This is a genomic window from Streptomyces caelestis, from assembly GCF_001279005.1.
In the GTDB taxonomy this organism is placed as follows: domain Bacteria; phylum Actinomycetota; class Actinomycetes; order Streptomycetales; family Streptomycetaceae; genus Streptomyces; species Streptomyces heliomycini.
The window spans coordinates 25,930-38,218 of sequence record NZ_LGCN01000096.1; the positions used below are offsets into that span (position 1 = coordinate 25,930).

Below are 12,289 nucleotides of genomic sequence, written 5' to 3' on the forward strand. Positions count from 1 at the left end.
GCCAAGTGACGGCAAAGAACAGAGGGACTGCCGACTTTCCCCCAGCTCGAGCCGTCGAATGTTTTCGATTCGCCCCAAGGCTTGACCGCTCCCTACCCCATCCCCACTATGGGAGCGCTCCCACTGGTTCAAGGCTTGACATGTCCGAGTCGCAGGAGGAACCAGCACCATGCATCCCCCACCCAGGAGACGCAGAGGCTTCCGGCGGTTACTGACGGCCGCCGCGGCCGCTCTCGCGCTTCCCCTGACGATGCTCTCGACCGGTTCGACCCCCGCTCAGGCGGCCGCCGTCCAGTGCAGCGTCGACTACAAGACGAACGACTGGGGCTCCGGATTCACCGCGGAGCTGACCCTCACCAACCGCGGTGCGGACGTCATCGACGGCTGGACCCTGACGTACACCTACGCGGGCAACCAGAAGCTCGTGAACGGCTGGAACGGCAGCTGGACGCAGTCCGGCAAGACCGTGACCGTGAAGGACGCCGGGTACAACGGCCGGATCGCCGCCGGCGCCGCCGTCACGACCGGCGGCCAGTTCACCTACAGCGGCGGCAACGCCGCGCCCACGTCCTTCGCGATCAACGGCACCCCCTGCGTCGGCGCCCACCAGCCGCCGATCACCGTACTGACCAGCCCCCAGGCCGGCGCCGTCTACACGCAGGGCGAGACGGTCCCGCTCGCCGCCACCGCGGCGGCGGCCGACCAGGCCACCATCACCAAGGTGGAGTTCTACGACGACACCGAACTGCTGGGCTCGGACAGCAGCGCGCCCTTCGCGCTCTCCGTCGGCGGCTTGACCGTGGGCAGTCATTCGCTGGTGGCGAAGGCGTACGACAGCATGGGCGCCTCCGCCGACTCGACCCCGGTCGGCATCACCGTCGCCTCGGGCCCCGCCGTGGTGGCCACGCCATCCCAACTGGGCGTTCAACAGGGCAAGTCGGGAACGTACGAGGTGAAGCTGTCCAAGCAGCCGAGCTCGAACGTGACCGTCGCGACGGCCCGGGCGAGCGGCAACTCGGGACTGTCGGTCTCCGGCGGCGCGTCGCTCACCTTCACACCGTCGAACTGGAACACCGCGCAGAAGGTGACGATCGCCGCCGACTCCTCGGGCAGCGGCTCGGCGGTCTTCGAGTCCTCGGCGCCGGGCCACGCCAAGGCGGCGGTCACCGTGACGCAGCTGGGCGCCCAGAAAGCGTACGACGCGCGTTTCCTGGAGCTGTACGGGAAGATCACCGACCCGGCGAACGGCTACTTCTCGCCGGAGGGCATCCCGTACCACTCGGTCGAGACGCTGATCGTCGAGGCGCCGGACCACGGTCACGAGACCACCTCGGAGGCGTACAGCTACCTGCTGTGGCTGCAGGCGATGTACGGCAAGGTGACCGGTGACTGGTCGAAGTTCAACGGGGCCTGGGACATCATGGAGAAGTTCATGATCCCGACCCACGCCGACCAGCCGACGAACTCCTTCTACAACGCCTCGAAGCCGGCGACGTACGCACCCGAGCACGACACCCCGAACGAGTACCCGTCGCAGCTCGACTCGGGCGTCTCGGTCGGCCCCGACCCGATCGCGGCCGAACTGAAGTCCGCCTACGGCACGGACGACGTCTACGGCATGCACTGGATCCAGGACGTCGACAACGTGTACGGCTACGGCAACTCGCCCGGCAAGTGCGAGGCGGGTCCGTCGGACACCGGGCCGTCGTACATCAACACCTTCCAGCGCGGCCCGCAGGAGTCGGTCTGGGAGACCGTCCCGCAGCCCACCTGCGACGCCTTCAAGTACGGCGGGAAGAACGGCTACCTGGACCTGTTCACCAAGGACGCGTCCTACGCCAAGCAGTGGAAGTTCACCAACGCCCCGGACGCCGACGCGCGTGCCGTGCAGGCCGCGTACTGGGCGGACCTGTGGGCCAAGGACCAGGGCAAGGGCTCCCAGGTCTCCGCGACGGTCGCCAAGGCCGCGAAGATGGGCGACTACCTGCGCTACTCCATGTACGACAAGTACTTCAAGAAGATCGGCAACTGCACCAGCCCGTCCTGCCCGGCCGGCACCGGCAAGGACGCCTCGCACTACCTGCTGTCCTGGTACTACTCCTGGGGCGGCGCCACCGACACCTCGGCGGGCTGGGCCTGGCGCATCGGCTCCAGCCACGCGCACGGCGGCTACCAGAACCCGCTCGCCGCGTACGCGCTGAGCACCTACGCGCCGCTGAAGCCGAAGTCGGCGACGGGCGCGGGCGACTGGGCGAAGTCCATGCAGCGGCAGCTGGAGTTCTACCGCTGGCTGCAGTCCGACGAGGGCGGCATCGCGGGCGGCGCCACCAACAGCTGGGCGGGCCGGTACACGACCCCGCCGTCCGGGACCCCGACCTTCTACGGCATGCACTACGACGAGAAGCCGGTCTACCACGACCCGCCGTCCAACCAGTGGTTCGGCTTCCAGGCGTGGTCGATGGAGCGGGTCGCCGAGCTGTACCAGCAGACCGGCAACGCGCTCGCCAAGTCGGTCCTCGACAAGTGGGTGGACTGGGCGCTGTCCGAGACCACGATCAACCCGGACGGCTCCTTCCGGATCCCGTCGACGCTGCAGTGGTCGGGCAAGCCCGACACCTGGAACGCGTCCTCGCCCGGCGCCAACAGCGGACTGCACGTCACCGTCGCCGACTACACCAACGACGTCGGTGTGGCCGCGGCGTACGCCAAGACGCTGACGTACTACGCCGACCGCTCCGGTGACACGGAGGCGGCGACCACGGCGAAGGCTCTGCTCGACGGCATGTGGGAGAACAACCAGGACGCGCTCGGCATCGCCGTCCCGGAGACCCGCGCCGACTACAACCGCTTCGACGACCCGGTCCACGTCCCCAGCGGCTGGAGCGGCACCATGCCCAACGGCGACGCGATCAACTCGTCGTCGACGTTCGAGTCGATCCGCTCCTTCTACCAGGACGACCCGGCGTGGTCGAAGATCGAGTCCTATCTGGCGGGCGGCGCCGCGCCCACCTTCACGTACCACCGGTTCTGGGCCCAGGCCGACATCGCCCTGGCCATGGGCTCGTACGCGGAGCTTCTCGAATAGCCCCCGCCGACGCTCCGCGGACCGGTCCCGGCACCTGACGCCGGGGCCACACGGCCGGGTGGTCCCACGCGCGCACGGTGGGGCCGCCCGGCCCTCGCACGCTCTCCCCACTCCCCCTCCCCCCAAGAGGAAGGAACCTCCGTGCGAAGAACCCGCATCCTCACGACCGTGCTCGCACTGGCGGCCGGTCTGCTCGCGGGCGGCCCGCCCGCCCTGGCCGCCGGCGCCCCGGAGCCGGCCACCACGCTCGCCGCCGACACCTACACCTGGAGGAACGCGCGCATCGACGGCGGCGGCTTCGTGCCCGGCATCGTCTTCAACCGAAGTGAGAAGGACCTGGCCTACGCCCGCACCGACATCGGCGGCGCCTACCGCTGGCAGGAGCCGACGAAGAGCTGGACCCCGCTCCTCGACTCGGTCGGCTGGGACCACTGGGGCCACACGGGAGTGGTGAGCCTCGCCTCCGACTCCGCCGACCCCGACCGGGTGTACGCGGCGGTCGGCACGTACACCAACGACTGGGACCCGACGAACGGCGCGGTGCTGCGCTCCACGGACCGGGGCGCGAGCTGGAAGAAGGCGGATCTGCCGTTCAAGCTGGGCGGGAACATGCCGGGACGGGGCATGGGGGAACGGCTGGCGGTCGACCCGAACCGCAACAGCGTGCTGTACCTGGGCGCGCCCAGCGGGAACGGGCTGTGGCGATCGACCGACGCGGGGGCGAACTGGTCGAAGGTCACGTCCTTCCCCAACCCCGGGAACTACGCCCAGGACCCGAGTGACACGTCCGGGTACGCCTCCGACAACCAGGGCGTCGTCTGGGTCACCTTCGACGAGTCGACCGGCGGCGCGGGGACGGCGACGAAGACGGTCTACGTCGGCGTCGCCGACAAGGAGAACGCGGTCTACCGGTCGACGGACGCCGGCGCGACCTGGCAGCGGATCGCCGGGCAGCCGACCGGACACCTGGCGCACAAGGGCGTCCTCGACGCCGAGAACGGCTACCTGTACCTCGCGTACAGCGACACGGGCGGCCCCTACGACGGCGGCAAGGGCCGGCTGTACCGGTACGCGACGGCGACCGGCGCCTGGACGGACATCAGCCCGGTGGCGGAGGCCGACACCTACTACGGCTTCAGCGGTCTGACCGTGGACCGGCAGAACCCCGGCACGGTGATGGCGACGGCGTACAGCTCCTGGTGGCCGGACACGCAGATCTTCCGCTCGACGGACAGCGGCGGCACGTGGACGCAGGCGTGGAGCTACACGTCGTACCCGAACCGGGAGAACCGCTACACGATGGACGTCTCGTCGTCGCCGTGGCTGACCTGGGGCGCGAACCCGTCACCGCCCGAACAGACCCCGAAACTGGGCTGGATGACGGAGGCGCTGGAGATCGACCCGTTCGACTCCGACCGGATGATGTACGGGACGGGCGCGACGGTCTACGGCACGGAGAACCTGACGAACTGGGACGACGACACGTCGTTCACCATCACCCCGATGGTGCGCGGCCTGGAGGAGACGGCCGTCAACGACCTGATCTCTCCCCCGTCGGGCGCCCCGCTGATCAGCGCGCTCGGTGACGTCGGCGGCTTCCGGCACACGGACCTCACCAAGGTGCCGCCGATGATGTTCACCCAGCCGAACTTCACGTCGACGACCAGTCTGGACTTCGCCGAGACCGACCCGGACACGGTGGTCCGGGCCGGCAACCTGGACTCCGGTCCGCACATCGCGTTCTCGACCGACAACGGCGCCCACTGGTTCGCGGGGACGGACCCCTCGGGCGTGAGCGGCGGCGGCACGGTCGCGGCGGCGGCCGACGGCAGCCGGTTCGTGTGGAGCCCGCAGGGCGCGGGCGTGCACCACACGACCGGGTTCGGCACGTCCTGGTCGGCGTCGAGCGGCATCCCGGCGGGGGCGGTCGTCGAGTCCGACCGGGTGGACCCGAAGACGTTCTACGGCTTCAAGTCCGGGAAGTTCTACGTCAGCACGGACGGCGGCGCGACGTTCACGGCGTCGGCGGCGACGGGGCTCCCGGCCGGCGACAGCGTGCGCTTCAAGGCGCTCCCGGGGGCGAAGGGCGACATCTGGCTGGCGGGCGGGGCGAGCGACGGTCCGTACGGCCTCTGGCACTCCACGGACTCGGGCGCGACCTTCACCAAGCTGCCGAACGTCGACGAGGCCGACACCGTCGGCTTCGGCAAGGCGGCGCCGGGCGCCTCGTACCAGACCCTCTTCACCAGCGCGGAGATCGACGGCGTGCGCGGCGTCTTCCGCTCCACGGACCGGGGCGCGACCTGGACCCGCGTCAACGACGACGCCCACCAGTGGGGTTGGACCGGCGCGGCCATCACGGGCGACCCGCGGGTCTACGGCCGCGTCTACGTGGCGACCAACGGCCGCGGCGTCGTCTACGGCGACCCCTCGGACACCGGTGGCGGCACGGATCCGGAAGAGCCCGAGGAGCCCGGTCCGTCGGGCGTCTGCGAGGTGACCTACAAGGTCACCAACCAGTGGACCGACGGCTTCCAGGCCGACGTCCGGCTCACCAACACGGGCTCGGCCGCCTGGAACGGCTGGTCCCTGAACTGGTCCTTCGCCAACGGCCAGAAGATCTCCCAGCTCTGGAACGGGTCCCCCACCCAGTCGGGCGGGGCGGTGACGGTACGCAACACCGACTGGAACGGCACGGTGGCGGCGGGCTCGTCGGTCGCCTTCGGCTTCACCGCGACCCGGTCCGCGGCGAACAGCGCACCGACCGTCTTCCAACTGGGCGGACGGACCTGCGCGGTTCGCTGAACACGTGAGGAGCCCCCGGCCCGCCCGTACACCGGTACGGGCGGGCCGGGGTTTCGATCAGGAGGTCCGCTCAGGGGGTGAAGACCGAGGGCCTGGGCGGGGTGGGCATGCCGGCGCCGATGAAGAAGCCGGTGTGCGGGGGCTGGTTGTAGGCCGTGTTCTGCCAGGCCAGGGACGTGCGGTACAGGGTGTCGTGGAGGAGGGTGGTGATGCGCCGGTCCGTGTCGTGGGGGGTGGAGTAGATGCGCAGGTTCTTGTTGTCGCCGGTGCGCCAGACGACCTCCTCGCGCCAGTCGCCCAGGATGTCGCCGGACAGGACCGGGGTGGCCTTGGTGCCGTTGTTCGAGGACACACCCGAACCGGTCAGCAGACGGGTGTCGGAGGACGTGCCGTACTTGTCGATGCGGGTGCCGTCGAGGAGTTCGCGGACCGGGTCGCCGTCCCACCAGGCCAGGAAGTTGGTGGAGGAGGGCTTGCGGCCCTTCGTGCCGCCGCCCTCGTCACGGATGCCGCCGTCGGAGGACGACCACATCTCCGGGCCCGAGTTGCCCGACCAGATGTCCCCCGCGACCCCGCGGCCGTTGTCGCAGCAGGCGCCGAGCTTCCAGCGGACCGCGCCGTTCGCCGGGTCGATGTACAGCGCGGCGGGCTGGCCCGTGGACTCGGAGACCTTGTAGTACTCCAGGCCGGGGGTCGACGGGTCGAGGTCGCCGAGGTGCTGGGCGTCGCCGTGGCCGGTCCTGGTGGTCCACAGGCCGTTGCCGTTGTCGTCGACGGCCATCGCGCCGTAGACGATCTCGTCCCGGCCGTCGTTGTCGACGTCGCCGACGGAGAGGGCGTGGGAGCCCTGGCCGTCGTACCCCTTGCCGCTGTTGGTGGAGGAGTTGGTGTCGAAGGTCCAGCGGCGGGTGAACCGGCCGTCCCGCCAGTCCCAGGCCGCGATCACCGTGCGCGTGTAGTAGCCGCGGGCCATGATCAGGGAGGGGCGGGCGCCGTCCAGGTACGCGGTGCCGGCGAGGAAGCGGTCGACGCGGTTGCCGTAGGAGTCGCCCCAGGAGGAGACCGTGCCGCGGGCCGGGACGTAGTCGACGGTGCCCATCGCCCTGCCGGTCTGCCCGTTGAACATCGTCAGGTACTCGGGGCCGGACAGGATGTACCCGCTGGAGTTGCGGTGATCGGCCGAGGAGCTGCCGATGACCGTCCCGGTGCCGTCCTTCGTGCCGTCGGCGGTCTTCATGGCGACCTCGGCCTTGCCGTCGCCGTCGTAGTCGTACACCTGGAACTGCGTGTAGTGGGCGCCGGAACGGATGTTGCGGCCCAGGTCGACGCGCCACAGCCGGGTGCCGTCCAGCTTGACGCCGTCGACGATCGTGTTGCCGGTGTAGCCGGACTGGGAGTTGTCCTTGGCGTTGGTGGGCTGCCACTTGAGCACGATGTCGAGGGCGCCGTCGCCGTCGAGGTCCCCGACGGAGGCGTCGTTGGCCTCGTAGGTGTAGGAGACGCCGTCGGGTGTGGTGCCGCCGGACGGCGGACTGATCGGCACGTCCTTGTAGCCGGTGCGGAACTGGACGGCATGGACCGAGTCGCCCTGCTCGGCGCCGTTCACCACCGCGCGGACGGTGTAGTCGGCGCTGGAGGGCGCGCCGGAGTGGAAATAGGTGGTGGAGCCGGTGACGGGGCTGGAGTTGACCTTGGTGCCGGCCCGGTAGACGTTGAACGCGACGTTGTCCGGGTCGGTGCCGAGCCAGCGCCAGCTGACCAGGTTCCCGCTGCCGGTGTGCACGCTGACGACGCCGCGGTCCAGCTTCTCGACCTGCCGTGCGGTGGCGGCCTCGGCGGGCGCGTCCGACAGCACGGTCAGACCGGCGCCGGCCAGCGCCGCCACGGCGAGCGCCGCGGGCAGGACGACACGGCGTCCGCGGCGCCTGTGGGGGTGGGTCATGGGAGGGGCCTCCTGGGAGGACGGATGGGTTCCGCCTCTCGGTCGCCGCCGAAGCGCTCCGGGTTGCCGCCCCATGGCTTCCGGTACGCCCTGAGCCGGAACACGGGGTCGGCGCGGGGCCGGTCCTGGTCGGGGAGCCCGGCCAGCCGGGCGGCGAACTCCTCGGCGAGAGGTTCGCCGGGCGGCAGGGTGACGAACCAGCCGCGCCGCAGGTCCGCGATGGCGCGGCGGGGGCTGCGGCCCTGGCCGCGCCCCCGGAAGCGGGCCTCCCCGGCGGGGAGCAGACCGTGCCCGGCGGCGCAGGCGTCGACGGTGTCGGGGGCGTCGGGGACCGGGCTGCGCGGGCGCGCGGCGAGGATCGCGTCGATGTCGCTGCCGACGTTGTGGGAGGCGCCCTTGTGGACGGTGGTGACGTACACCCCGCCGGGCCGCAGCACGCGGGCGCACTCGGCGACGACCGCCCGTACGTCCTCGGGGCCGGACATCAGGTGCAGCAGCCACACGCTGACGACGGCGTCGAATTGGGCGTCGCCGAAGGGCAGCCGGCGGCCGTCGGCGCGGACCACGGCGCCCGGCAGACGGACGGCGGCCATCCGGGTCATCGTCGGGGAGAGGTCGGCGCCCGTGACCCGCAGACCGGCGCGGGCGGCGGCCAGCCGCCGGGTCACGATGCCGGTGCCGCACGCCACGTCCAGCAGGTCCCGCGCGCCGCCCGGTACGAGGCCCGTCACCGCGTCGGCGGCGGCCGCCGCCCGCGGTTCACCGCCGCGCAGGACGTCGTACCGTTCCGCTTCCTCGTCGTAGTCGAGCACGCGCCTCAGTGTGCCCCGTGTCCGGGCGCCAGGTCCTCCACCCTGCGGGCGAGCTCGAGGTCCTTCTCCGTGACGACGCCGCCCGCGCTGTGGGTGTGCACGGACAGGGTCACGGTGTCGTAGCCGAGGGTGAGGTCGGAGTGGTGGTCGAGCTCCTCCTGCACCTGGGCGACGTGGACGACCATCGCCGTCGCCGCGAAGTGCGAGCCGAGCCGGTAGGAGCGGGTGATCCGGTCGCCGTCGAGCGACCAGCCCGGCAGCTCGGCCAGCCGCTCCTCGATCTCCTTCTGCGACAGCGGTTCGACGGACATGGGATGCGCTCCTTCACCGGTTCGGGTCCCGCGGTCCCGTGCGGGACTCCCAGGCTTTCACAGAAGACCCCCCGGGGCCCTGGCCGGGCGCGGACCCTTCCCCCGGCGGGGCCGTTCCTCGACTACCGTCCTGGCATGACCACTGTCACGTCCGGTACCGCTTCCCGCACCGGGGGCGTGGGCCCCCTGCTGCGCGCCTGGCGGGAGCAGCGGCGGGTCAGCCAGCTGGAGCTGGCCCTGCGCGCCGATTCCTCCGCCCGGCACATCAGCTTCGTCGAGACCGGCCGCTCCCGGCCCAGCGAGGAGATGGTGCTGCGGCTGGCCGAGCACCTGGACGTACCCGTGCGGGAGCGCAACGCGCTGCTGCTGGCCGCCGGTTACGCGCCCCACTACCCGGAGACCCCGCTGGACGACCCGGCGCTGGAGGTCGTGCGCACGGGCATCGAGCGGCTGATCGGCGGCTTCGAACCGTATCCGGCGCTGGTGGTGGACGCGATGTACGACGTCGTGGCGGCCAACCGGGGGGTCATGGCGCTGTTCGACGGCGTCCCGGATTCGCTGCTGACGCCGCCGCTGAACGCGGTGCGGCTCACCCTGCACCCGCGGGGGCTGGCGCCGCGGATCCGGAACCTGCGGGAGTGGCGCGGCCATCTGCTGGAACAGATGCGGCGGCACATCGCCCTGCACCGCTCGGAGCGGCTGCGGGCGCTGTACGACGAGGTGGCGGCGTTCCCCGTGCCGGACACCGCCGGCCGGCAGGAGGAACCGGCCGAGCCGGTGGCGTACTTCGCGCTGCCGATGCTGATCGAGCACCGGGGGCGGACGCTGTCGTTCGTCTCGTCGATCTCCACGTTCAACACGCCCATGGACGTGACCGTCGCCGAGCTGGCCGTGGAGACGCTGCTCCCGGCGGACCCGGCGACGGCCGAGTACCTTCAGACCTGGCTGAGCTGACGCTCCTTCAGCGCCATGTGCTGAAGCAGGGCGAAGCCCGCCACGGTGAGCGCCTGGAGGACCGTCCACACCGCGCCCGCGGTGGTCGGGGTGAGCCACAGCGCGAGGGCGGCGAGACTCGCCGCCGTCCAGGCGAGATTGGCCTCGACGACGATCCGCACGCCGGGCGCCGGCGGGTGCGGCCGGGCGGCCAGCAGGCCCACGCCGGCCGCGTACACCGCGAGGAACGCGCCGAGCCCGAGCAGCAGGCCAAAACCGGCTCCGAGGAACCGGCCGAGCGGTCCGGCCAGGGCGAGGTAGGCGACGGCGTTGGCACCGGTCACCACGGCGTCGAGGGCCAGGAAGCGGCGCAGCATGCGCTGCGGCTCCACGGTCCGGGCGAGCACGGCGAGCTGGGTCGTGGACATGACGCGTCCTCCTCCGTCGGGGTCGGTTGCCGGGTCCCGGGCCGGAGTGCGCCGGCCCGGGACCCGGTGCGTCCACGATCCCGCGCGGGTGGGACCGGGTCGATTACCTCCCGGGTCATGTCACGGGGACCGTGGAAACAGGGCGGTCGCCCGCGGCTCGTGAGAGCCTCGGAGGGACATGACAGACTGGGCGCGTGCCCGGACGCGTTGGGGAGGCGTGGCGTGAGTGAGCGGCGGGCCGCACCCACCGTGGGCCAAGTGGTCCTGGGAAGGCGGCTGCAGGAACTGAGGGAGGCGGCGGGCCTCTCGCGGGAGGAGGCCGCCCGCATCCTGCGGGTGGCGCCCGCGACCGTACGGCGGATGGAGACCGCCGAGGTCGCGCTGAAGATCCCGTACGTCCAGCTGCTGCTGGGCGCCTACGGGGTGCCCGAGGCCGAGTCCGTCGCGTTCGTCGAGCTCACCGAGGAGGCGAACCGGCCGGGCTGGTGGCAGCGGTACGGCGACGTGCTGCCCGAGTGGTTCAGCCTGTACGTGAGCCTGGAGGGCGCCGCCCGCATCATCCGCTCCTACGAGCCGCACTTCGTGCCGGGCCTGCTGCAGACGGAGGGGTACGCGCGTGCCGTGCTGGAGGCCGGGACGATCGGGAACATCGGGCCCGAGGCGGTCGAGCGGCACGTGGCGCTGCGCATGGAGCGCCAGCGGCTGCTGGAGCGCCCCGACCCGCCGCACCTGTGGGTGCTGATGGAGGAGACGGTGCTGCGCCGTCCGGTGAGCCTCGACGGCCGGGTGATGCGCGACCAGCTCGACAAGCTCCTCGAGTACTCCGCGCGGGACCGGGTCACGCTGCAGATCGCCGAGTTCGCGGACGGGCCGCACCCGGGGACGTACGCGCCCTTCTCCCTGTTCCGGTTCGCCGAGCCGGAGCTGCCGGACATGGTGTTCACCGAGTACCTGACCGGCGCCCTGTACCTGGACTCCCGCAAGGAGGTGTCGGCGCACCTGGAGGTCCTGGACCACATGACGGCGCGGGCGGCCTCGGCGCAGCGCACCGAGAAACTGCTGCGGGAGTGGCGCGAGCACTACTGAGCCGCGCGCCCGGGCACGCCTTCGCGTCCATGAGGAACCCATGAGGAATCCACGAGGAGAGGACCGCCCATGACCGGATCCGACACCGCGCCCGTCCGCATCGACACCAGCCGGCCGCATCCGGCCCGGGTCTACGACTGGTGGCTCGGCGGCAAGGACAACTACCCGGTGGACGAGGAGCTGGCGCGCGGGATCCTCGCGGCGGACGGCACGGTGTTACGCGGGGCGCGGGCCAACCGCCGGTTCATGCACCGGGCCGTGCGCACCGTCGCCGAGGCGGGGATACGCCAGTTCCTGGACATCGGCACGGGCATCCCCACGGAGCCCAATCTGCACCAGGTGGCGCAGGGGGTCGCCACGGAGTCCCGCGTGGTGTACGCGGACAACGACCCGATCGTGCTGCGGCACGCCGAGGCGCTGCTGCACGGCACCGCCGAGGGCAGCACGCGGTACGTGCACGCCGACGTGCGGGACGCGGACACCCTGCTGCGCCGGGCCGCCGAGTCGCTGGACCTCGGCCGGCCCGTGGCGCTGTCGCTGGTCGCGCTGACCCACTACCTGGACGACGACCCGGACGGCGACGACGTGTACGGCCTGCTGGAGCGGTACACGGCCGCGCTGGCGCCGGGCAGCTACCTGATCCTCTCCCAGGTCACGCCCGATCTGAGCCCCGAGGCCGTGGAGCGGGCGGCGCACCTCTTCGCACGCGGCGGCACGCCCTTCCACCCGCGCTCGCTGGCCGCGTTCTCCCGCTTCTTCACCGGCCTCGAGCTGCTGGGCCCGGGGGTCATCCCGGTGCACGGGTGGCGTCCGGCGGCGGAGGACGTGGCGGCGCAGGCGGAGGGCATCGTGCCGGTCTACGCGGGGGTCGCCCGCAAGCCGTGACC

The 12,289-nt window shown here is 71.7% G+C and carries 9 protein-coding genes; 5 read left to right on the forward strand and 4 right to left on the reverse strand.

Annotated elements, in window-relative coordinates:
* Nucleotides 1-169: 169 nt before the first annotated feature.
* Together ADK41_RS09455 and ADK41_RS09460 are read left to right on the forward strand one after the other, a co-directional pair.
* A complete protein-coding gene (locus ADK41_RS09455; RefSeq protein ID WP_030819061.1) occupies nt 170-3,085 on the forward strand; it encodes a glycoside hydrolase family 48 protein in 2,916 nt (971 codons plus the stop codon).
* A 141-nt stretch (nt 3,086-3,226) separates the two neighbouring features.
* Nucleotides 3,227-5,890, forward strand: coding sequence for a cellulose binding domain-containing protein (locus tag ADK41_RS09460; protein WP_030819063.1), 2,664 nt, complete (start codon nt 3,227-3,229; stop codon nt 5,888-5,890).
* 70 nt (nt 5,891-5,960) lie between these two features.
* On the opposite strand, the gene ADK41_RS09465 is transcribed toward ADK41_RS09460, so the two are convergent.
* Genes ADK41_RS09465 through ADK41_RS09475 form a run of 3 tightly spaced genes read right to left on the reverse strand, consistent with a single transcriptional unit; the run spans nt 5,961 to nt 8,955 of the window.
* On the reverse strand, nt 5,961-7,832 hold the full coding sequence (locus tag ADK41_RS09465; protein ID WP_030819065.1) for a rhamnogalacturonan lyase: 1,872 nt from the start codon (nt 7,830-7,832) through the stop codon (nt 5,961-5,963).
* Complete coding sequence (locus ADK41_RS09470; RefSeq protein WP_051842781.1) at nt 7,829-8,644, reverse strand: class I SAM-dependent methyltransferase; 816 nt, start codon at nt 8,642-8,644, stop codon at nt 7,829-7,831. The genes ADK41_RS09465 and ADK41_RS09470 overlap by 4 nt, the downstream gene beginning before the upstream one ends.
* A gap of 5 nt (nt 8,645-8,649) precedes the next feature.
* The gene (locus ADK41_RS09475) at nt 8,650-8,955 is read right to left on the reverse strand and encodes a 4a-hydroxytetrahydrobiopterin dehydratase (RefSeq protein ID WP_030819070.1); all 306 of its coding nucleotides are present in this window, start codon (nt 8,953-8,955) and stop codon (nt 8,650-8,652) included.
* A 135-nt stretch (nt 8,956-9,090) separates the two neighbouring features.
* Here ADK41_RS09475 and ADK41_RS09480 point away from each other — a divergent pair, with 135 nt between their 5' ends.
* Nucleotides 9,091-9,909 (forward strand): helix-turn-helix domain-containing protein, encoded by an 819-nt coding sequence (locus tag ADK41_RS09480; protein WP_030819072.1) that lies wholly within the window; start codon nt 9,091-9,093, stop codon nt 9,907-9,909.
* On the opposite strand, the gene ADK41_RS09485 is transcribed toward ADK41_RS09480, so the two are convergent.
* Nucleotides 9,891-10,316 (reverse strand): hypothetical protein, encoded by a 426-nt coding sequence (locus tag ADK41_RS09485; RefSeq protein ID WP_030819074.1) that lies wholly within the window; start codon nt 10,314-10,316, stop codon nt 9,891-9,893. The two genes, ADK41_RS09480 and ADK41_RS09485, sit on opposite strands and share 19 nt — an antisense overlap.
* Nucleotides 10,317-10,538: 222 nt before the next feature.
* Between ADK41_RS09485 and ADK41_RS09490 the strand changes: the two genes are divergently transcribed.
* Both ADK41_RS09490 and ADK41_RS09495 read left to right on the forward strand, forming a co-directional pair.
* On the forward strand, nt 10,539-11,402 hold the full coding sequence (locus tag ADK41_RS09490) for a helix-turn-helix domain-containing protein (RefSeq protein WP_030819076.1): 864 nt from the start codon (nt 10,539-10,541) through the stop codon (nt 11,400-11,402).
* A 69-nt stretch (nt 11,403-11,471) separates the two neighbouring features.
* Nucleotides 11,472-12,287 carry an SAM-dependent methyltransferase gene (locus tag ADK41_RS09495; RefSeq protein ID WP_030819078.1) on the forward strand — a complete coding sequence of 272 codons (816 nt, stop codon included), beginning with the start codon at nt 11,472-11,474 and terminating at the stop codon, nt 12,285-12,287.
* Nucleotides 12,288-12,289: the final 2 nt, after the last annotated feature.

Bases quoted from the DNA above. Each gene is read 5' to 3' on its own strand.
- ADK41_RS09455 (WP_030819061.1), top strand. From the start codon at position 170: ATGCATCCCCCACCCAGGAGACGCAGAGGCTTCCGGCGGTTACTGACG.
- ADK41_RS09465 (WP_030819065.1), bottom strand. From the start codon at position 7,832: ATGACCCACCCCCACAGGCGCCGCGGACGCCGTGTCGTCCTGCCCGCG.
- ADK41_RS09475 (WP_030819070.1), bottom strand. From the start codon at position 8,955: ATGTCCGTCGAACCGCTGTCGCAGAAGGAGATCGAGGAGCGGCTGGCC.
- ADK41_RS09480 (WP_030819072.1), top strand. From the start codon at position 9,091: ATGACCACTGTCACGTCCGGTACCGCTTCCCGCACCGGGGGCGTGGGC.
- ADK41_RS09485 (WP_030819074.1), bottom strand. From the start codon at position 10,316: ATGTCCACGACCCAGCTCGCCGTGCTCGCCCGGACCGTGGAGCCGCAG.
- ADK41_RS09495 (WP_030819078.1), top strand. From the start codon at position 11,472: ATGACCGGATCCGACACCGCGCCCGTCCGCATCGACACCAGCCGGCCG.